The sequence below is a fragment of the Micromonospora sp. NPDC005710 genome, from assembly GCF_040630995.1.
Taxonomy (GTDB): Bacteria; Actinomycetota; Actinomycetes; order Mycobacteriales; family Micromonosporaceae; genus Micromonospora.
On record NZ_JBEXYP010000020.1, the window covers coordinates 67,337 to 86,980 of the forward strand.

The window sequence follows — 19,644 nt, forward strand, 5'->3', positions numbered from 1 at the left end:
TCGGTCGATCGCTGGTGCGGCTCAGCCGAGGACGACGCCCGAGGCGCCGACGCCTGCCATGCCGGAGAAGATGTCCTCGTAGTAGAACCGCCAGGCGCAGACCCGGCCGGTGGGCCGGTAACCGGTACAGTCCGTCGACGTGTTGGTGTCGTCGATTGCGGTGTTGGTGCCGGTCGCCCACACCTGGAGCGTGTTCGCCGCGTTCACGATCTCCACCGGGCCGCCGCTGTCACCCTGACCGACGGCGTTGGTGTGGGTGGTGTTCTCGGCCTGGACCTGCCCACAGACCTGGCCGAAGTCGCGCACGTTGATGCAGAGGTTGCGGGCCTTCACCTGGATCGAGCAGCGGGTGCCGGAGTACGCGCCGGAGGTGCACACCCAGTTGCCGACCTGGCTGGCCGACGCGCCGATCACCTGGTTGCTGAACTCACTGACCACGTTGCCGTTCGCGTCGGTGCTGTTGTTGAAGACGCGGCCTCCCGAGGCGCCGGACAGCAGCAGGGTGTCCGTGCCGGCGTTGCGGGTGCCGACGATGCCCATCGACTGCCCGGTCGGGTCGGTCGCGGCGTTGTTGATGTTGCCGCAGTGTGCGGCGGAGAGGATCCGGGCGGACCCGCCCTGGAAGACCCCGAACCCGGTCGAGCAGCCGCCGCCGGTGGTGGCGTTGCGCCAGGCTGCGCCGCCCCACCACGGCGCGGTGTCGTCCCACCGGGTCGCGGGCGCGGCGGCGACCCTGGTCTGCACTGTCACCGGCACGCCGGCCAGGGCCGTCGCGCCGAGCAGCCCGTCCTGCGTGCCGACGAGAAGGCCGGCGCCGTCGGCCCGCGGCCCGACCGTGGTGATCTCGTTGCCGGCCCTGGCCCGCAGCCGATCGGCCGCGGCAAGGAGTTCCCGCTGCGAGTACGCGGCCGGCAGCACCTGGGTGGCGACGATGGCCCGGGCGTTGGCCACCAGGTTGGCCGGCGGTTGGCCCTTCCAGTAGACCTGGAGGTGGTGGGTGGTGGGGTCGGCGACGATGCCGGCGAAGCCGGAGGCGGCGCTGCGCTGCGCCGCGTTGGTGATCTGGGCGGCGGCGGTGTTCATGCGCTGCTGCACCCGGAGCAGTTCCGACCAGGAGGCGAAGCCGCCGGGGACCGGTGTGCTGTCGACGAAGGATCCGGTGGTGGGAGCCTTGCCGCCCGGGGCGGCGGCGGCCGGGGCGGCGGTCACGCCGGCGGCGAGCAGCGTGAGACCGATGGCGGTGACGGCGACGCGACGCAGCATCGACACGGGGCGTCGGGTGGTCTGGTGTGGACGGATCATGGGTACCTCTTCCCCCAGGGAACGTGGAGCGGGCCGGGCCCGCACCAGGACGGTCGCAGGGGCGTCCGCCGGGTGCCGCGGATCCTGGACGGGGCTGGACACCGTTGGACGGCGTCGGACTGGTGACGGTCCGCAGTGGAACTGTCAAACATTGGCACCTGTCTATCGAGTCGCGAGGGGCCGGAATTACCCTGCCCGTGCGCATCCGGGGGGGCCGGATGGCCGGGGCGGGGGCCGCATGTCCGACCAGTGGGTACCTTCCGACACTCGTCAGACGTCACACGGGTCGCCCCACGCGTTCGAGGTGGCCGGCGCGGGTGCCGAGGCGCAGACACTTCCCGAGCTGGCCGGACTGCTGCGCCAGCTGCGCCGCCGCGAGGCCCGGCAGCAGGGCGAGACGCTGCTGACGTACCGGCAGCTGGCCGCGAAGACCGGCTGGTCGCGCGGGATCATCGGGGAGTACTTCGCCGGCAACATCCTGCCGCCGCCGGAGCGGTTCGACGCCCTCATCCGACTGCTCGGGGCGACCCCCGCGGAACAGGGGGTGCTGGCCACCGCGCGGGACCGGGTCGAGGAGCGCCGTCGACGCCCGAACCGGGACCACGCGACCGCCGGGCGGGCTGTCGCTCGGGCCAGGGCCGCCGGGCCGCGCTCCGGCCCGCCGTCCCCCCGGTTCCCGGTGCCTCGCCAACTACCCCCGGCGCTGCCCGGGTTCGTCGGACGTGCGGCCCACCTCGCGCAGCTCGATGCCGGATGCGCCGGCGCCGCGGCGTCCGGGGACGACGGCAGGGCGTCGGTCACCGTCATGACGTTGTCCGGCACGGCCGGGGTCGGCAAGACGACCCTCGCCGTCACCTGGGCGCACCGGGTCGCCGATCGCTTCCCGGACGGCCAGCTCTACGTCGACCTGCGCGGGTTCGACTCCACCGGAACGGTGGTGACGCCCGCCGAGGCGGTTCGCGGTTTCCTGGAGGCCCTTGAGGTGCCGCCCGAACGCATCCCCACCCACCTGCCCGCGCAGGTGGGCCTCTACCGCAGCCTGCTCGCCGATCGTCGGATGCTGGTGCTGCTGGACAATGCCCGCGACGCCGACCAGATCCGGCCCCTGCTGGTCGGCAGCCCGCACTGCCTGGTCCTGGTCACCAGCCGCAACCGGCTCGCCGGCCTCATCACCGCCGAGGGCGCCCGGCCGATCGGTGTCGACCTGCTCAGCACCGCCGAGGCCTGGCAACTCCTGGCCCGCCGGCTCGGCACGGACCGGTTGGCGGCCGAACCGCAGGCGGTGGACGAGATCATCGAGCGGTGCGCCCGGCTGCCGCTGGCGCTTGCCGTGCTCGCCGCGAGGGGCGCCGAGAAGCCGACCTTCCCGCTGGCCGCCCTCGCTGCCGAACTGCGGGCGTCGCCGCGACCACTGGACTCGTTCGACGGCGGGGACGCCGGCGCCGACGTGCAGGCCGTCTTCTCCTGGTCGTACCGGAGCCTGACGCCGGAGGCGGCACGCCTGTTCCGGCTCTTCGGCTGCCATCCCGGACCGGACATCGGGTTCGCGGCGGCGGCCAGCCTCGCCGGGCTGCCCCGGGCCCGGGTGCCCCGACTGTTGGCGGAGCTGGCCCACGCGCACCTCGTCACCGAGCACGCTCCCGGCCGGTTCGGCGCGCACGACCTGCTCCGGGCGTACGCGGCCCAGCAGGTCGAACGTCTCGAACCGGCGCAGGTTCGGCGGGACGCGATCCGGCGTGGGCTGGACCACTACCTGCACACCGCGCACGCGGCGGCGCTGCTTCTGCAACCGGGGCGGGACCCGGTCACCCTCGCCGCCGCCGCGGCCGGTGTGGTGCCCGAGGAGATCGCCGACCTCAGCGAGGCGCTCGCCTGGTTCGGCGTCGAGTACCCGGTGCTGCTGGCGGCGGTCACCCACGCGGGGCGGGCCGGGTTCGACGGCCACGCCTGGCAGTTGGCCTGGACGCTGGTCGACTTCCTGCAACGCCGGGGGCGTTGGCCGGACCTGGCCGTGGCGCAGCGGAACGCCCTGGCCGGGGCGCAGCGGGCCGGCGATCGACCCGGGCAGGCGAACGCCCACCGGGACCTCGCCCGGGTGCTGTCCCGACTGGGTCGGGTGAACGAGGCGGCGAGGAACTACCGGCAGGCCCTGATGATCTTCGCGGAGCTGGGTGACCACACCGGGCAGGCGCGCACCCACCGGGCGTTCGGCGCGATGCTCGACGGGCTCGGCCGGCACGCCGAGTCGCTGGAGCAGAGCGAGCGCGCCCTGACGCTCTACCGGGCTGCCGGGCACGTCGCCGGGGAAGCCAGCGCCCGCAACGCGGTCGGGTGGGCGCACGCCCAGCTCGGCCAGTACGAGCCGGCGCTCGCGCACTGTCGGGAGGCGCTGGCGCTGCTGCGGACGACAGGTGACCGGCACGGTGAGGCGAACACCTGGGACAGCCTCGGCTTCATCCACGCCCGGCTGGGCGACCACGGGGCGGCGATCCGCTGTTTCCAGCGGGCGATCGGGCTGTACCGGCGGGTCAGTGACCGCTACGACGAGGCGGACACCCTCTCCCGGCTCGGTGGGAGCCGGCAGGCGGTGGGCGACGCGGAGGGTGCCGCACGTACCTGGCGCCGTGCCCTGGGCATCTTCGATGATCTCGGTCACCCGGACGCCGAGCGGGTGCGTGACCTGTTGGTCCGGTGTGCCCGCCGGTGACGCCGGGCACACCGGCGGTGGTTGGTCGAGGTGCGCCGCCCGGCGGGTGACCGGGCACTCCGTAGACTGGTACGGCACCGCTCGTCCGTCCAGAAGAAGGAGCCGTCCCGCGTGACCGTCCAGCCCATCCGTCTGTTTGGGGATCCGGTGCTGCGCACGCCGGCCGATCCGGTGGTCAGCTTCGATGCCGAGCTCCGTCGTCTCGTCGCCGACCTCACCGACACGATGCGTGAGCAGAACGGCGCCGGCCTGGCCGCGCCGCAACTCGGTGTGAGCCTGCGGGTGTTCACCTTCGACGTCGACGACGTCCTCGGGCACCTGATCAACCCGGTGCTGGAGTTCCCCGACGAGGAGGAACAGGACGGCCCCGAGGGCTGCCTGTCGATCCCCGGGCTCTACTTCGACACCAAGCGTCGGCAGAACGTCGTCGCCAAGGGCTTCACCTCGTTCGGCGACCCCATGCAGATCGTCGGCACCGGCCTGATGGCGCGCTGCGTGCAGCACGAGACCGACCACCTCGACGGGGTGCTCTTCCTGGACCGACTGGACCAGGAGGGCCGCAAGGAAGCCATGAAGGCGATCCGCCAGGCCGAGTGGTACGACGGGGCGGCCCCGCCCACCGTCAAGCTCAGCCCGCACATCAGCGACCCCTTCGGTCTGGGGCGCTGACCCGGATGCGCGTGATCTTCGCCGGTACGCCGGCCGTCGCCGTTGCGGCCCTGGCCGCCGTCGCCGCCTCCCGACACGAGCTGGTGGCCGTGGTCACCCGGCCCGACGCCCCCGCCGGGCGCGGAAGGGGTCTGGCCCGCTCCCCGGTGGGCGCGTGGGCCGACGAGCACGGCGTCGAGGTGCTCACTCCGACCCGTCCCCGTGACCCGGAGTTCCTCGACCGGCTGCGCGAGCTGGCGCCGGCCTGCGTGCCAGTGGTCGCGTACGGCGCGCTGGTGCCGCCGGCGGCCCTGGAGATCCCCGAGCACGGGTGGATCAACCTGCACTTCTCGCTGCTGCCCGCCTGGCGGGGTGCCGCGCCCGTGCAGCACGCCGTGCTGCACGGCGACGAGCTGACCGGGGCCAGCGTCTTCCAGTTGGAGGAGGGCCTGGACACCGGCCCGGTCTACGGCACGCTCACCGACGAGATCCGCGCCACCGACACCTCGGGTGACCTGCTGGGGCGGCTCGCCGACTCCGGCGCCGGTCTGCTGGTGGCGGTGCTCGACGCGATCGACGACGGCACCGCCCGCGCCGAGCCGCAGCCGGCCGCCGGGGTCTCGCTGGCGCCGAAGCTGACAGTCGACGACGCGCGGGTGCGCTGGAACGACCCGGCCTTCGCCGTGGATCGGCGGATCCGGGCCTGCACCCCCGCGCCCGGCGGCTGGACCACCTTCCGCGACGAGCGGGTGAAGCTCGGCCCGGTCGTCCCGGTGCCGGACGGCCCCGAGCTGAAGCCGGGGGAGCTGCTCGTGGAGAAGGCCCGTGTCCTGGCCGGCACGGCGACAGTGCCGGTGCGTCTCGGCGAGGTCCGGGCCGCGGGCAAGCGGGCCATGAACGCCACCGACTGGGCGCGCGGCGTCCGGGTCGGCACTGGAGAGGACTTCGCGTGACAGCCCCCGAGGGAACACGCCCGACGCGCTCCGGCCCGTCGACCGGCCGTAGCGGGGACCGCCGCCCGGTCCGACCACCGATGGACCGACCGCGCCGCGCCGCGTACGAGGCGGTGGCGGCGGTGCACCGGGACGACGCGTTCGCCAACCTGGTGCTACCCCTCATCCTGCGCGAGGAGGGGCTGTTCGGGCGGGACGCGGCCTTCGCCACCGAGCTGACCTACGGCACCCTGCGCCACCTGGGCACGTTGGACGCGATCCTGACCGACGCGGCCGGCCGGGACGTGGCCCGGATCGACCCGCCGGTACGCGACGCGCTGCGGCTCGGGGCGTACCAACTCCTGCACACCCGCGTGCCGGCGCACGCCGCGGTGTCGTCGACCGTCGACCTGGTCCGGTCGGTCGCACCCGGCGCCACCGGCTTCGCCAACGCGGTGCTGCGCGAGGTGTCCAGCCGTGACGCGGACGCCTGGGTGGCGAAGCTGGCCCCACCGATGGAGACCGACCCGGTGGGTCACCTCGCATTGGCGTACAGCCATCCGCAGTGGATCGTGCGGGCCTTCTCCGAGGCGCTCGACGGCGATCTGGGTGAGACGGAACGCCTCCTGATCGAGGACAACGAGCGCCCGCCGGTGCACCTCTGCGCCCGGCCGGGGCTGATCGACCCGATCGAGTTGGCCGACCAGGTCGGCGGTGCGCCGGGGGCGTTCTCGCCGTACGCCGTCTATCTGCCCGGCGGCGCGCCGGGCGACATCCCGGCGGTGGTCGACGGCCGTGCCCACGTGCAGGACGAGGGCTCCCAGTTGGTGGCCGCCGCGCTTGCCGCCGCACCGCTGGACGGGCCGGACGGGCGTTGGCTGGACCTGTGCGCCGGCCCGGGTGGCAAGGCCGGGCTGCTCGGCGCGCTGGCCGCGCAGCGGGGTGCCCGGGTGACAGCGGTCGAGGTGGCCGAGCACCGGGCCCGGCTGGTGTCGCTGGCGACCCGGGACCTGCCGGTGGCCGTACTGACGATGGACGGCCGTGAGGTCGGCGGCGACCCGAAGCTGCCGGAGCAGCACTTCGACAGGGTGCTCGTGGACGCGCCGTGCACGGGGCTGGGCTCGCTGCGTCGTCGGCCGGAGTCGCGCTGGCGTCGCCAGCCGTCCGACCTGCCGCCGCTGACCCGGTTGCAACGGGAGTTGCTCGGCGCGGCCCTGCGGGCGGTCCGCCCGGGTGGCCTGGTCGCCTACGTCACCTGCTCACCGCACACGGTTGAGACGCACGTGACGGTCACCGAGGCGGCGCGCCGTAGCGGGGTTGCGGTGGACTTCGTGGACGCCCGCCCGTTGCTGCCGGCCGGCATGCCCGGTCTCGGTGACGGGCCGACAGTGCAGCTCTGGCCGCACCGGCACGGCACCGACGCGATGTTCCTCGCCGTCCTGCGCCGAGGCTGATCCGATCCGCGCGTCCGGCCGGTCACCCGACCGGCCGGACGCTGTGGATCAGGTGACCGGGAGGCCCTTGGTGCCGGCGTTCTTCATCGAGCGGGTCAGGTTCCGGTCGGAGATCCAGAGGAAGCACTGGACGCCCCGGTTGCCGTTGCGCCACTCCTCCTCGTACGGCTGGTAGTAGATCGTCCCGGCCCGGAAGTCGAGCTGGGAGTTGTTCGGGACCTTGGCGTACGTGGCGATCTTCGTCTGGCAGGCCCGGTGGGTCCGCTTCACGCCGCGGGTGAACTCCGCGTAGCTGACGTCCGGGGCCTGCCAGATGCCGACGAACTCGGCGTGGTGCTTGGCCGTGCAGGAGGCCGGCACCATCTCCTCGATGTCGTCCTTGACCAACTTCGGGTTGAAGCAGCGGTACGCCAGCGGGGCCGCGCCGGACAGCGTGCCCCGGAGGCTGCCGGTGCGCAGGTCGACAGCCGTGTCGTCGATGCTGGCGATCTCGGTGACGTCGCAGCGGTACCAGCGGGCCCCGCCGGACCAGGCCTGCGGCGACGGCAGCACCACTGTCACGCCGAGCCGCCCGGAACGCCAGTCGGCGCCGACCGCCTTGTTCACCGCCGTGTCGCACCCGGCCTGCGCGGCCCGCATGCCCGCCGAACCGGGCGCTGGGGGCGTGCCGCCCTCCGCGCCCCGGCCGGTGAGGGTGCCGACGTGCATGGTTTCCACCCGGTGCGCCTCGGTGCACGCCGTCGGGTTGTAGCCGGTCAGGAAGCCGACCTGCTGGGAGCTGTGGTGGCAGACGTCGGCGGCGGGGACGAACTGCTGCGCCGCGACCGGCGCCGGCCAGTCGTCGACGAGGTCACTGTCGACCCCGACGGGTGCGCCGCATCCGGCCAGAGCCAGGACCAGTGCCCCGCCTGCGGCGAACGCCGCCAACCACCGTCGCATCCCGACCTCCCGCCGCTGGTGGCCTCCGACCGGACCCCGCCGGTAGGTAGCGCCACGGCGCAGCAGCATACGGCACCGATGCTCAGATCGCGGGCAGTCCCTCGGGGCCGGCGCCGCGCATCGAGCGGGCGAGTTTACGGTCGTCGCTCCACAGGAAACAGCGCACGCCACGGTCGCCCTCCTCCCACTCCCGCTGCGACGGGGGGTAGTAGATGGACCCGGCCCGGTACGGCAGCTCGCTGTTGTTGGGCACCGCCGCGTACTCGGCGATCAGCGCCATGCACCGGCGGTGCGCCTGCTCGGCGGACTTGGCGAACTCCGCCCAGCTCATGTCCCGCTCCTCGTAGACGCCCACGAACTCGGCGCGGTGCGGTTCGGTGCAGAGCACCGGCGCCATGTAGTTGAGGTTGTCGCCGATCAGCTTGGGGTCGAAGCAGCGGTGCGTCAGTGGCGAGTCGCCGATCAACGCGCCGCGCAGGCTGCCGGTGCGGTTCACCGGGCGGGTGTTGTCGATGCTGCCGGTCTCGCTGAGGTCGCAGCGGAACCAGCGGGCGCCGCCGGCCCAGGCGGGCGCCGACGGCAGCGCGAGGGAGAGCGCGAGTCGGGCCGTGTGCCAGTCGCCGCCGAGCACCTGCCGGGCCCGCTGGTCGCACTCGGCGCGAGCCGTGCGCAGCGCCGCCGATCCGGGTGCCGGTCGGGCCTCGGTCAGCGCGTCGGGCCCGACGAAGGTGCCGACGTGGATGGTCTCGGCCAGGTGGTTGCGGGCGCAGTCCACCGTCTCGTACGTGCTGGCCTGGACGACTGTGGCGATGCGTGGCAGGCAGGTGTCGGTGGCGGGGGTGAACGACTTCGGCACCCGCAGCGTCGGCCAGTCGTCGGTGAGATCACCGTCCGCGCCGCGCGCCGGCGCGCAGCCGGCCAGCAGCATCATGGTGACGCCGGCCAGCACCAGCGCTGGAAGCCACCGTCGCATCGTCCGCCCTCCCGGGAGCTGGCGGCCGGTCACCGCGCCCCGCGGCGAGACCCCGGCGGGCGTGCAGCCTACGGCACCGTCCCGGTTGGAGTGTCGTCGCGTTTCCGTCGATCGGCCAGTCGCTGTCGTCTGTTCGTCCGGATTCGGGGGTCCGGAGCGTCCAATTCTGCACCACTGGTCACTGCTGGATCACACCGCGTTCCCAAAGGTGGCGCGATGCGGGTGGCGGGTCGCCACGTTCGTACACTGGCCCGGTGACCGTACCGCCGCCGATCGTCGCGCCGAGCATCCTGGCCGCCGATTTCGCCCGCCTCGCCGAAGAAGTCCGTGCCGTCGAGGACGCCGCGGACTGGTTGCACGTCGACGTGATGGACAACCATTTCGTGCCGAACCTGACTATCGGGCTGCCCGTGGTGCAGAGCCTGCGGGCTGTCACGGCGATGCCCTTCGACGTGCACCTGATGATCGAGGACCCGCGCCGGTGGGCCCCCGGGTACGCCGACGCCGGGGCGTACAACGTCACCTTCCACGCGGAGGCGTCCGACGACCCGGTGGCCCTGGCCAAGGACCTGCGCTCGGCCGGCGCGAAGGCGGGCCTGGCCATCGACCGGGACACCCCGATCGAGCCCTACCTGGACCTGCTGCCCAGCTTCGACACCCTGCTGATCATGACGATCAAGGCGGGCTTCGGTGGGCAGCGGTTCCTTCCGCAGCTGCTCGACAAGGTGCGGACGGCCCGGCGGCACGTGTCGGCCGGGCACCTGGAGTTGCGCATCGAGGTCGACGGGGGAATCGCCGCCGACACCATCGAGCAGGCCGCCGCCGCTGGCGCCGACGCGTTCGTGGCCGGCACCGCCGTCTACGGTGCCGCCGACCCGGCGGAGGCGGTACGGCACCTGCGGGCACTGGCGGAACGCGCGGCTCCCGGGGCCTGAGGTGGAGCCCGAGGCCGATCGCAAGGACATCATTCTCGTCGTGGACGACGACGAGGACATCGCTCGTTTCGTCGAGTTCAACCTGCGGCTGCACGGCTTCGACGTGATCCACGCCAGCGACGGCCAGGAGGCGTTGGAGGTCATCGAGCGCCAGCGACCGGATCTCGCGGTGGTCGACCTCATGATGCCCCGCATCGACGGGCTGGAGCTGACCCGGCGGCTGCGCGCCGACCCGATGACCTCGGCCCTTCCGGTGATCATGTTGACGGCCAAGGGGATGACTGTCGACAAGGTGCACGGGCTCAGCGCCGGCGCGGACGACTACCTGGTCAAGCCGTTCGACACCGCCGAACTGGTCGCCCGGGTCTCGTCCACGCTGCGCCGCAACAAGGAGTTCCGGGAGGTCTCCCCGCTGACCGGGCTGCCCGGCAACAGCCGGATTCGCCGGGAGATCAGCGACCGGGTCCGGCAGGGCGTGGACTACGCGGTCGGCTACGTCGACATCGACCGGTTCAAGAGCGTCAACGACAGGTACGGCTTCGTCCGTGGCGACGACTTCATCTCCGCGCTGGCCCGCAGCCTGCACCGGGCGGTGGTGGGCGTCGGGCTGCCACCGGCCTTCCTCGGCCACGTCGGCGGTGACGACTTCGTCATCGTCTGCGCCCCGGACCAGGTGCGCCCGCTGACCTCCCAGGCGGTGGTCGACTTCGAGAACGCCGCCGACACCCTCTACGACCCGACCGACCGGGAGCGCGGCTTCGTCGAGTTGAAGGACCGCCGTGGCAACATCCGGCGGGCGGCGCTGGTCACGCTCTCCATCGGGGTCTCCCTCTCCGACGCCGGCAAGCGGTTCTCCGACCCCCTGGAAGCGATCGCGATGGCGTCGGAGATGAAGACGGTGGCCAAGAGTCAGCCGGGTTCGTACGTGGCGGTGGACCGGCGTCGCGGTGTCACCTGAGCGTGATACGGCTGTGAAGTAGCTCGCCTAGATAGCGACGGAGCCGGATCGGCGTGTAAGACTTTCGGGGTACCCACCACGCGCTGGCGGGACTCGGTGAAATTCCGAACCGGCGGTGATCCACGGTCCAACCGTGGTCAGCCCGCGACCCGGACGGCTCTGTCGTCCGGTGGACCTGGTGAAAATCCGGGGCCGACGGTTGGGGGCGGTTCGTCCGCGCCCAGACAGTCCGGATGGGAGACAGCGCGCGGGACGGACGGGTCCGACCCGGCCGCTGGCGTCAGCGTGCCGTGCCGACCCCCCGGGGCGGCTCTGCCGTTCCCGGAATCCGCCACCGCCTGCCCGTGGCCCCATGGCCACCGCCTCCCTGACCGCCCGCGCGCGGACCGGCGAGTGAGAAGGCAGGGGCAGGGCGATGGCCAGCGTCTCCGTTGACGAGGCGATGCGGCGTGCGATCGAGCTGGCGGCGCGCGGCCTCGGCACCACCAGCCCCAATCCGGTGGTCGGGTGCGTGCTGCTCGACGAGGACGGCGAGGTCGTCGGCGAGGGCTTCCACGCGTACGCCGGCGGGCCGCACGCCGAGATCGTCGCCCTGGCGCAGGCCGGGCGGCGGGCCAAGGGCGGCACCGCTGTCGTCACTCTCGAACCGTGCGATCACACCGGCCGCACCGGCCCCTGTAGTTCCGCGCTCGTCCAGGCGGGGGTGGGCCGCGTGGTCATCGCCGTGCCCGACCCCAACCCGGTCGCCTCCGGGGGCGCCGCCACCCTGCGCGCCGCCGGGGTGCGGGTCGATCTGGGGGTACGCGGCGAGGAGGCCGAGGCCGGCAACGTCGCCTGGTTGACCTCGATGCGCCGGGGCTGGCCGTACGTGATCTGGAAGTACGCCGCCACGCTCGACGGGCGTTCCGCGGCGGCGGACGGCAGCAGCATGTGGATCACCTCGGAGGCGGCGCGGATGGACGTGCACGCCCTGCGCGGCACTGTCGACGCGGTGGTCGCCGGGGTGGGCACCGTCCTCGCCGACGACCCCCGGTTGACCGCCCGCAACCTGCGTGACGGCAGCCTGGCCATCCGGCAGCCGCTGCGGGTGGTGGTGGACAGTTCGGGGCGTACCCCGGCTGACGCCCTGGTCCGTGACGGCGCCGCGCGGACGTGGATCGCGACCGCCGACGAGGTCGGCGCGGACCCGGACGGCCGGGTCGACCTGCCGGCGCTGCTCGCGGCGCTGCACCAGCGCGGGATCCGCGCGGTGCTGCTGGAGGGCGGCCCGCGGCTGGCCGGCGCGTTCCTGCGGGCCGGTCTGGTCGACAAGATCGTCGGGTACGTCGCGCCGCGGTTGCTCGGCGCGGGGCCGACCGCTCTGGTCGACGCGGGAGTGACCACCATCGCTGAGGCCATCGATCTGGAGTTCGTCGACGTTACGCAGATCGGTCCAGATCTCCGGATCACCGCTTTGCCCCGTAAACGGGAGGGCTGACATGTTCACTGGCATTATCGAGGAATTGGGCGAGATCGTCCGAGTCACGCCGACGGCGGGTGATTCGGCGCTGCTCGGCGTACGTGGCCCGCTTGTCACGTCCGACGCCCGGCACGGCGACTCGATCGCCGTCAACGGTGTCTGCCTGACCGTGGTCGAGGTGGCCGACGGGGTCTTCACCGCCGACGTGATGGGGGAGACGCTGCGCCGCTCCGCGCTTGGCGCGCTGCGCCCCGGCGACCCGGTCAACCTGGAACGGGCCGCCGCACTCGGCAGCAGGCTCGGCGGGCACCTGGTGCAGGGCCACGTCGACGGCGTCGGTGAACTGATCTCCCGGGAGCCGGCCGAGCACTGGGAGACCGTCCGGTTCCGACTGCCCGCCGCCCTGTCCCGCTACGTGGTGGAGAAGGGCTCGATCACCATCGACGGCGTCTCGTTGACAGTGGCCTCCGTCGGCGCGGACGAGTTCGCCGTCGGGCTGATCCCGACCACGCTCAAGCTGACCACGCTCGGCGCGAAGGGCGTCGGGGACCCGGTGAACCTGGAGGTCGACGTGCTGGCCAAGTATGTGGAGCGGCTGCTCGGCGACCGGCTCACCGACGCCGACACCCGCGGTGTCGCCGCGAACCCGGGCGGGGTGGCCTGATGGGCCCGCTCAGTTGGCTGCTGGACGCCCAGGTGCAGGTCGCCGGTTCGCCGGTGCTGGCCCGGGAGATCGTCGGCAACGCGTTCGGGCTGGTCTCGGCGCTGCTCGGGCTGCGCCGGCTGGTCTGGGCGTGGCCGGTCGGCATGATCGGTAACGCGCTGCTGCTCACCGTCTTCCTCGGCGGGGTGTTCGCCACCCCGCAGGAGCACGACCTGTACGGGCAGGCCGGCCGCCAGGTGTTCTTCTTCGCGGTGAGCGTCTACGGCTGGTGGCGCTGGCAGCGCAACAGTCGTGCCGACGGCGGGCAGGCAGCGGTCGTTCCGCGCTGGGCCACCGGACGGGAACGTCTGATGCTGCTGGTGGCCGCCGTGATCGGCACCGCCGCGGCGTACCCGCTGCTCAAGGCACTGGGCTCGTGGGGCCCGCTGCCCGACGCCTGGATCCTCACCGGCAGTCTGCTGGCCACCTACGGCATGGCCCGCGGCTGGGTGGAGTTCTGGCTGCTCTGGATCGCTGTCGACGCGGTCGGCGTGCCGCTGCTGCTGCGCGGTGGTTTCTACCCGTCGGCAGTCATGTACCTGATCTACGGCGCCCTCTGCGTCTGGGGCTTCGCCGCCTGGTGGCGCACCTCCCGCGCCACCCGACCGGTGCCCGTCCGTCCCACCTACACGGAGGCCGTCGCATGAGCGAGCACAGCGTGACCAGCTTTGGGGACATCGAGCAGGCGATCGCGGACATCGCGGCCGGCCGCCCGGTCGTGGTCGTCGACGACGCGGACCGGGAGAACGAGGGCGACCTGATCTTCGCGGCCGAGTTGGCCACGCCGGAGCTGATGGCCTTCATGGTGCGCTACACCTCCGGCTACGTCTGCGTGGCGCTCACCGAGAGCGAGGCCGACCGGCTCGACCTGCCGCCGATGCACCACACCAACCAGGACCGGCGTGGCACCGCGTACACGGTGACGGTGGACGCCCGCGAGGGGGTCGGCACCGGCATCTCGGCGGCCGACCGCGCGCACACCAGCCGACTGCTGGCCGGCGCGGCGACCGACGCGACCGATCTGGCCCGCCCCGGGCACGTGGTGCCGCTGCGCGCCCGTGAGGGCGGGGTCCTGCGCCGGCCGGGGCACACCGAGGCGGGGATCGACCTGACCCGGCTGGCCGGGCTGCGTCCGGCCGGCGTGCTCTGCGAGCTGGTCAACGACGACGGCACCATGATGCGCCTGCCGGACCTGGAGAAGTTCTCCGCCGAACACGGCCTCATGCTTGTCACGATCGCCGACCTGATCGCCTACCGGCGGCGTACCGAGAAGCAGGTCGAGCTGGTCGCCGACGCCCGGATGCCGACGAAGCACGGGGTGTTCCGGGCGCTCGGCTACCGGGCCGAGCACGACCCGGCCGAACACGTCGCGATGGTGCTCGGTGACCTCGGTGACGGCCAGGACGTGCTGGTCCGGGTGCACTCCGAGTGCCTGACCGGAGACGTGTTCGGCTCGCTGCGCTGCGACTGCGGGCCGCAGCTCGACGCCGCCCTCGCCCGGGTCGGCCAGGAGGGCCGGGGCGTGGTGCTCTACGTCCGTGGGCACGAGGGGCGGGGCATCGGCCTGCTGCACAAGCTCCAGGCGTACCAGTTGCAGGACCTCGGCCGCGACACCGTCGACGCCAACCTCGACCTGGGCCTGCCGGCCGACGCCCGCGACTACGGCACCGGCGCGCAGATCCTCTACGACCTGGGCGTGCGTTCGATGCGGCTGCTGACGAACAACCCGGCCAAGCGGGCCGGGCTGGAGGGCTACGGGTTGACGATCACCGGCCGCGAGGGGCTGCCGGCCGGCGCACACCCGGAGAACATGCGCTACCTGCGCACCAAGCGGGACCGCATGGGTCACCTGCTGGACGAGTTGGACGAGGTGTCCGAGGCGCCGCTGGGGCGTCCGGTCGCCAACGACGAGATCGGAGCATGACGATGGCGGGTTTCGGTGAGCCGGGAGTCGAGGCGGTCGACGCTGCGGGGCTGACCGTCGGGGTCGTTGCCGCCCGCTGGCACGGCGAGCTGACCGACCACATGCTGGAGCGTGCGGTGGCCGCCGCCGAGGCGTGCGGCGCGCGTGCCGTGGTCGCCCGGGTCGCCGGGTCCGTCGAGCTGCCGGTGGTCGCGCAGGCCCTCGCCCGCCGCTGCGACGTGGTTGTCGCTCTCGGCGTGGTGGTCCGTGGGTCCACCGCCCACTTCGACTACGTCTGCCGCTCGGTCACCGACGGGCTGACCCGGGTGGCACTGGACGAGGGCAAGCCGGTGGCGCACGGGGTGTTGACGGTGGAGACCATCGAGCAGGCCCGCGACCGGGCCGGTCTGCCCGGCTCGGCGGAGGACAAGGGCTGGTCGGCCACCGTCGCGGCGCTCGACGCCGCGCTGGCCGTACGAACCGTGGCGGCGGGCAACGCCCAGCGGGTCGGCTTCAGCGGCTGACGCCTGCGCCGACGCGTGCTCAGAGCCGACCGGCCTCGATGATCCGATGCAGGAACTGCCGGGTACGAGGCTGCGTCGGCTCGCCGAGCACCTGCTCGGGCGGGCCGCTCTCGACGACCCGCCCGGCGTCGAGGAAGCACACCTCGTCGGCGACCTCCCGGGCGAAGCCCATCTCGTGGGTGGCCAGCACCATCGTCATCCCGTCGGTCTTCAGGTCGCGGATCATCGTCAGCACCTCGCCGACCAGCTCCGGGTCCAGCGCGGAGGTGACCTCGTCCAGAAGCATCAGTCGGGGTGAGTTCGCCAGCGCCCGGACGATCGCCACCCGCTGCTGCTGCCCGCCGGAGAGCCGGTCCGGGTAGGCGTCCGCCTTGGCCCCCAACCCCACCCGGTCGAGCAGCTCCCGGGCCTGGGCCTCCGCCTCCGCCCGACCCCGCCGGTGTACGCGGCGCGGCGCGAGGGTGATGTTGTCCAGCACGCTCAGGTGCGGAAAGAGGTTGTACGCCTGGAACACCATGCCGATCCGCCGCCGGACCCGGTCCGGGTCCACCCGGGGATCGGAGATGTCCTCCCCGTCCAACTCGATGGTGCCGTCGTCGATGTCGTCCAGCAGGTTGACGCAGCGCAGCAGTGTCGACTTGCCCGACCCGGACGCGCCGATCAGGGCCACCACCTGGTGCTCGGCGACGGTCAGGTCGAGCTGGTCGAGCACCACGTGCCCGCCGAACTCCTTGCGCAACCCCCGACACCGCAACAACGCCATGGCTCAACCTCCGGACTGTCGGCGGGCCGCACGCAGCGTCACCCAGTCGGTGACCGCGATGAGGGGGATCGCGAGCAGCACGAACAGCACCCCCGCCACGACGTACGGCGTGTAGTTGAAGGTCTGGGCGGTGGCGATCTGGGCGGCGCGAACCGCGTCGATCGGCCCGGCCAGCGAGACCAGCCCGACGTCCTTCTGCAACGCCACCACGTCGTTGAGCAGGGGAGGCGCCACCCGTCGGACGGCCTGCGGCAGCACCACGTGCCGCATCGTCTGCCGGTAGGTCAGGCCCAACGAGCGGGCCGCGGCGAGCTGGCTGGAGTGCACCGACTCGATGCCGGCCCGGAACACCTCGGCCAGGTAGCCGCCGTAGGTGAGGACCAGCGCGACACCACCCAGCACCAGCACCGGCGGCATGCCCTGCAACCGCAGCCCCGGCACGCCGAGGGTGAGCAGGTACAGCACGATGATCAGCGGGAGGCCCCGGAAGGTGTAGGTGTAGCCGGCGGCCAGCGCGCGGACCGGGAAGAAGACCGGCCCGCGCAGCGTCCGCAGCACGGCGATCACCAGCCCGAGCAGCAGCGCGCCGACCGCACAGCAGACCAGCAGCCGTACGTTGAGCCAGAGCCCGCTCAGCACCGCCGGCAGCGCGTCGCGGGCGATCCCCGGATCCAGGAACGACAGTCGGACCCGGTCCCAGCCCGGCGCCCCGGTCACCGCGATCACCAGCAGCGTGCCGAGCGCCGCCGTCGAGCACGCCGCGACCAGCACGCTGTAGACGGTCTGCCGACGCCGGTACGCCGAGCGCCGCAACTGCGCCTCCGACGGCACATGATCCAGAAGCGTCACCGCAGCTCGGCCGCCCCCGCCACCTGCGCGAGCCACTTCTGCTCCAACTCCTTGAGCGTGCCGGCCGTGGCGAGTTGACCGACCGCCCCGCTCACGCAGGCGGTCAGTGGGGAGTTCTTGTCCAGCAGCAGACCGAACGCCTCGGGCGTACCGACCTGCGGCACCTGCCCGACGATCACCGCGTCGGTGATCTCCGCGCCGGTGATGTAGAAGGCCGTCGGAAGATCCACCAGGAGGCCGTCCAACTGCCCGTTCTGCAGGGCCTTCTTGGCGTCGTCGTTGCTGTTGTAGACCTGCGGCTTGGCGGACGGCTTGATCACATCGGTGATCGCCTGGTAGCTGGTGGTGCCGACCTGCGCACCGAGCCGGGCGTCCCGCAGTTCGGCCAACGACTTCCGGCCGGCGATCTTCGACGACTTCAACGCGATGACCGTCTGCCGCACCAGGTAGTACGGCGCGGAGAAGTCGACAGCCTGCTTGCGCTCCTCGGTGATGGAGAACTGGTTGATGTCGAAGTCGAAGGCCTTCGGCCCCGGCGCGATGGCGGTGTCGAACTTGACCCGCGTCCAGGTGACGTCGGCGCGCGCGTAACCGAGCTTCTCCGCCACCGCGTACGCGACGGCGGACTCGAAGCCCTCACCGCTGTCCGGCTTGTCCTTGGCGAACCACGGCTCGTACGCGGGCTGGTCGGTGGCGACTGTCAACGTGCCCGGCGTACGCGTGGGCAGGCTGTCCTTGGCGCAGGACGTCGCCGCCGTGACGGTGGGAGTGGGTTTCTCGTCCTGTGGCGCGCATCCGGCGGTCGCTACGACGACGGCGCCGGCGAAGGTGAGCGCGAGGAGACGTGAGCTGCTGGCCATGGCGGACAGCGTAGAGCTCCATGGGCATCGATCGACAATTGTCCCACCATGTTGATAGGGAATTGTCCGCTTACTGGATTTCGGCGGACCCGGACGCGGGGCGCCGCCGAGGAGGCTGGAAGAATCGTTCCCCGTGAAGACGTTCGAGGAGTTGTTCGCCGAGCTGCAGGCCAAGGCCGCCGCCGGCACCCCGGGCTCGGGCACCGTCGCCGCGCTGGACAAGGGCGTGCACTTCATCGGCAAGAAGGTTGTCGAAGAGGCGGCCGAGTCGTGGATGGCCGCCGAGCACGAGGGGCCGGAGCGCACCGCCGAGGAGATCTCCCAGCTGCTCTACCAGGTCCAGGTGCTGATGCTCGCCAGTGGTCTCGAGCTCAAGGACGTCTACCGACATCTGTGAGTGCCCCCCACCCCGTTGATCGCCATCCGGATCGAAGGAGCACTCCGTCATGCTGCGTGTCGCCATCCCCAACAAGGGCACCCTGGCCGAACCGGCCGCCCAGATGCTGCGCGAGGCGGGCTACCGCCAGCGCACCGACCCCAAGGACCTCGTCTGCCGGGACGAGCCCAACGACGTCGAATTCTTCTACCTGCGCCCGAAGGACATCGCCACCTACGTCGGCTCCGGTGACCTCGACCTCGGCATCACCGGCCGGGACCTGCTCATCGACTCGGCCGCGCCGGCCGAGGAGGTCGTCGACCTCGCCTTCGGCCGGGCCACCTTCCGCTTCGCCGCCCGCCCCGACGACATCGACTCCGTCCAGGAGTTGGGCGGCCACCGGATCGCCACCGCGTACCCGGGACTGGTCGAGCGGCACCTCGGTGAGGTGGGGGTCAAGGCCGACGTGATCCGCCTCGACGGTGCCGTTGAGAACGCCGTACGCCTCGGGGTCGCCGACGTGATCGCGGACGTGGTCGAGACCGGCGCCACCCTGCGCCAGGCGGGCCTGGTGGTATTCGGTGAGCCGCTGCTGCGCTCCTCGGCGGTGCTGGTCCGGCGCGCCGGCGCGCCCGCGCAGCCGCAGGCCGAGCAGTTGCTGCGCCGCCTGCACGGTGTGCTGGTGGCCCGCCGCTACGTGATGCTCGCCTACGACGTGCCGGCCGGTCTGCTGGACCGGGCCAGTGGTCTCACTCCGGGCATCGAGTCGCCGACCGTGTCGCCGCTGCACCGCGAGGGCTGGGTGGCGGTGCAGGCCATGGTGCTCCGCGACGACGTGCACCGCATCATGGACGAGCTGTACGAGCTGGGAGCCCGCGCCATCCTCGTCACCAACATCCACGCCTGCCGCCTCTGACCGTCAACGGCCCAGCCCAACGGACACCCCCGTTGGGCTGGAGCCGTCGCCGAAAAAGTGCGCCCGACAGAACCGTGGCGTCAGGTGCAATGCCGCCCGTCAACCGGCGCCGCCCTCGCCGATCATGGAGTTGTGGTGGGCAACAAAGCGCCCACAAGACCCCAAACCAGGCACCACAACTCCATGATCGCCCAGCCCCAGCCCCAGCCCCAGCCCACCCCAGCCTCACCCTGCCCCGCCTCACCCAGCCCCGCTGACCCAGCCTCGTCGATCTTGCACTTTCGGTGCCGGCACAAGGGGCGCATCACCCCATATCGGCAACCGAAACTGCAAGATCGGCGCAAGGCTCTCGCTCGACAGCGGCCCGGGGGCGGGCCGGGGCCGGGGCCGGGGGCGGGGGGTGCGGCGGGGCGGGGGTGGGGCGGTGCGGCTCGGCGGGTGGT

General features: G+C 72.5%; 19 protein-coding genes and 1 riboswitch. Of the genes, 13 read left to right on the forward strand and 6 right to left on the reverse strand.

What is annotated here, in order from left to right; all coding sequences use genetic code 11:
• Positions 1-21 precede the first annotated feature (21 nt).
• Complete coding sequence (locus ABZ406_RS24180) at positions 22-1,302, reverse strand: hypothetical protein (RefSeq protein ID WP_357765748.1); 1,281 nt, start codon at positions 1,300-1,302, stop codon at positions 22-24.
• A 304-nt stretch (positions 1,303-1,606) separates the two neighbouring features.
• Between ABZ406_RS24180 and ABZ406_RS24185 the strand changes: the two genes are divergently transcribed.
• The 4 genes from ABZ406_RS24185 to ABZ406_RS24200 all read left to right on the forward strand — a co-directional run bounded on the left by ABZ406_RS24185 (position 1,607) and on the right by ABZ406_RS24200 (position 7,043).
• The gene (locus ABZ406_RS24185) at positions 1,607-4,009 is read left to right on the forward strand and encodes a tetratricopeptide repeat protein (protein ID WP_357765751.1); all 2,403 of its coding nucleotides are present in this window, start codon (positions 1,607-1,609) and stop codon (positions 4,007-4,009) included.
• Between the two features lie 111 nt (positions 4,010-4,120).
• The gene (gene def, locus ABZ406_RS24190; RefSeq protein WP_357765754.1) at positions 4,121-4,678 is read left to right on the forward strand and encodes a peptide deformylase; all 558 of its coding nucleotides are present in this window, start codon (positions 4,121-4,123) and stop codon (positions 4,676-4,678) included.
• 5 nt (positions 4,679-4,683) lie between these two features.
• Positions 4,684-5,610 (forward strand): methionyl-tRNA formyltransferase, encoded by a 927-nt coding sequence (gene fmt / locus ABZ406_RS24195; RefSeq protein WP_357765757.1) that lies wholly within the window; start codon positions 4,684-4,686, stop codon positions 5,608-5,610.
• Positions 5,565-7,043 carry a transcription antitermination factor NusB gene (locus tag ABZ406_RS24200; protein ID WP_357765878.1) on the forward strand — a complete coding sequence of 493 codons (1,479 nt, stop codon included), beginning with the start codon at positions 5,565-5,567 and terminating at the stop codon, positions 7,041-7,043. The genes fmt and ABZ406_RS24200 overlap by 46 nt, the downstream gene beginning before the upstream one ends.
• A 48-nt stretch (positions 7,044-7,091) precedes the next feature.
• Here the strand turns inward: ABZ406_RS24200 and ABZ406_RS24205 are convergent, their stop codons facing one another.
• Positions 7,092-7,982: a septum formation family protein gene (locus tag ABZ406_RS24205; RefSeq protein WP_357765760.1), complete on the reverse strand. Its 891-nt coding sequence runs from the start codon at positions 7,980-7,982 to the stop codon at positions 7,092-7,094.
• Between the two features lie 82 nt (positions 7,983-8,064).
• The gene (locus ABZ406_RS24210) at positions 8,065-8,955 is read right to left on the reverse strand and encodes a septum formation family protein (protein WP_357765762.1); all 891 of its coding nucleotides are present in this window, start codon (positions 8,953-8,955) and stop codon (positions 8,065-8,067) included.
• A gap of 254 nt (positions 8,956-9,209) precedes the next feature.
• On the opposite strand from ABZ406_RS24210, the gene rpe reads away from it, so the two are divergent.
• The 7 genes from rpe to ribH all read left to right on the forward strand — a co-directional run bounded on the left by rpe (position 9,210) and on the right by ribH (position 15,437).
• The gene (gene rpe / locus ABZ406_RS24215; protein WP_357765765.1) at positions 9,210-9,890 is read left to right on the forward strand and encodes a ribulose-phosphate 3-epimerase; all 681 of its coding nucleotides are present in this window, start codon (positions 9,210-9,212) and stop codon (positions 9,888-9,890) included.
• Positions 9,820-10,848 (forward strand): response regulator, encoded by a 1,029-nt coding sequence (locus tag ABZ406_RS24220; protein WP_357765768.1) that lies wholly within the window; start codon positions 9,820-9,822, stop codon positions 10,846-10,848. The genes rpe and ABZ406_RS24220 overlap by 71 nt, the downstream gene beginning before the upstream one ends.
• A 78-nt stretch (positions 10,849-10,926) precedes the next feature.
• Positions 10,927-11,097, forward strand: a riboswitch (FMN riboswitch).
• Positions 11,098-11,263: 166 nt separating this feature from the next.
• Positions 11,264-12,325 (forward strand): bifunctional diaminohydroxyphosphoribosylaminopyrimidine deaminase/5-amino-6-(5-phosphoribosylamino)uracil reductase RibD, encoded by a 1,062-nt coding sequence (gene ribD / locus ABZ406_RS24225; RefSeq protein ID WP_357765770.1) that lies wholly within the window; start codon positions 11,264-11,266, stop codon positions 12,323-12,325.
• Position 12,326: 1 nt separating this feature from the next.
• Complete coding sequence (locus ABZ406_RS24230) at positions 12,327-12,971, forward strand: riboflavin synthase (RefSeq protein WP_357765772.1); 645 nt, start codon at positions 12,327-12,329, stop codon at positions 12,969-12,971.
• Entirely contained in the window at positions 12,971-13,657 is a 687-nt protein-coding gene (gene pnuC, locus ABZ406_RS24235) for a nicotinamide riboside transporter PnuC (protein ID WP_357765775.1), read from the forward strand. The genes ABZ406_RS24230 and pnuC overlap by 1 nt, the downstream gene beginning before the upstream one ends.
• A gap of 11 nt (positions 13,658-13,668) precedes the next feature.
• Entirely contained in the window at positions 13,669-14,934 is a 1,266-nt protein-coding gene (locus ABZ406_RS24240) for a bifunctional 3,4-dihydroxy-2-butanone-4-phosphate synthase/GTP cyclohydrolase II (RefSeq protein ID WP_357765880.1), read from the forward strand.
• Positions 14,935-14,936: 2 nt separating this feature from the next.
• Positions 14,937-15,437 carry a 6,7-dimethyl-8-ribityllumazine synthase gene (ribH, locus tag ABZ406_RS24245; RefSeq protein ID WP_357765882.1) on the forward strand — a complete coding sequence of 167 codons (501 nt, stop codon included), beginning with the start codon at positions 14,937-14,939 and terminating at the stop codon, positions 15,435-15,437.
• A gap of 19 nt (positions 15,438-15,456) precedes the next feature.
• On the opposite strand, the gene ABZ406_RS24250 is transcribed toward ribH, so the two are convergent.
• The 3 genes from ABZ406_RS24250 to ABZ406_RS24260 are packed head-to-tail and all read right to left on the reverse strand — an operon-like array spanning position 15,457 to position 17,909.
• The gene (locus ABZ406_RS24250) at positions 15,457-16,200 is read right to left on the reverse strand and encodes an amino acid ABC transporter ATP-binding protein (RefSeq protein WP_357765777.1); all 744 of its coding nucleotides are present in this window, start codon (positions 16,198-16,200) and stop codon (positions 15,457-15,459) included.
• A 3-nt stretch (positions 16,201-16,203) separates the two neighbouring features.
• Entirely contained in the window at positions 16,204-17,049 is an 846-nt protein-coding gene (locus ABZ406_RS24255; RefSeq protein ID WP_357765780.1) for an amino acid ABC transporter permease, read from the reverse strand.
• Entirely contained in the window at positions 17,046-17,909 is an 864-nt protein-coding gene (locus ABZ406_RS24260; protein WP_357765783.1) for an ABC transporter substrate-binding protein, read from the reverse strand. Before ABZ406_RS24260 ends, ABZ406_RS24255 begins: the two co-directional genes overlap by 4 nt.
• A 133-nt stretch (positions 17,910-18,042) precedes the next feature.
• Between ABZ406_RS24260 and ABZ406_RS24265 the strand changes: the two genes are divergently transcribed.
• Both ABZ406_RS24265 and hisG read left to right on the forward strand, forming a co-directional pair.
• Complete coding sequence (locus ABZ406_RS24265; protein ID WP_030335709.1) at positions 18,043-18,306, forward strand: phosphoribosyl-ATP diphosphatase; 264 nt, start codon at positions 18,043-18,045, stop codon at positions 18,304-18,306.
• Between the two features lie 49 nt (positions 18,307-18,355).
• Positions 18,356-19,201: an ATP phosphoribosyltransferase gene (hisG, locus tag ABZ406_RS24270; protein WP_357765786.1), complete on the forward strand. Its 846-nt coding sequence runs from the start codon at positions 18,356-18,358 to the stop codon at positions 19,199-19,201.
• Positions 19,202-19,644 lie beyond the last annotated feature (443 nt).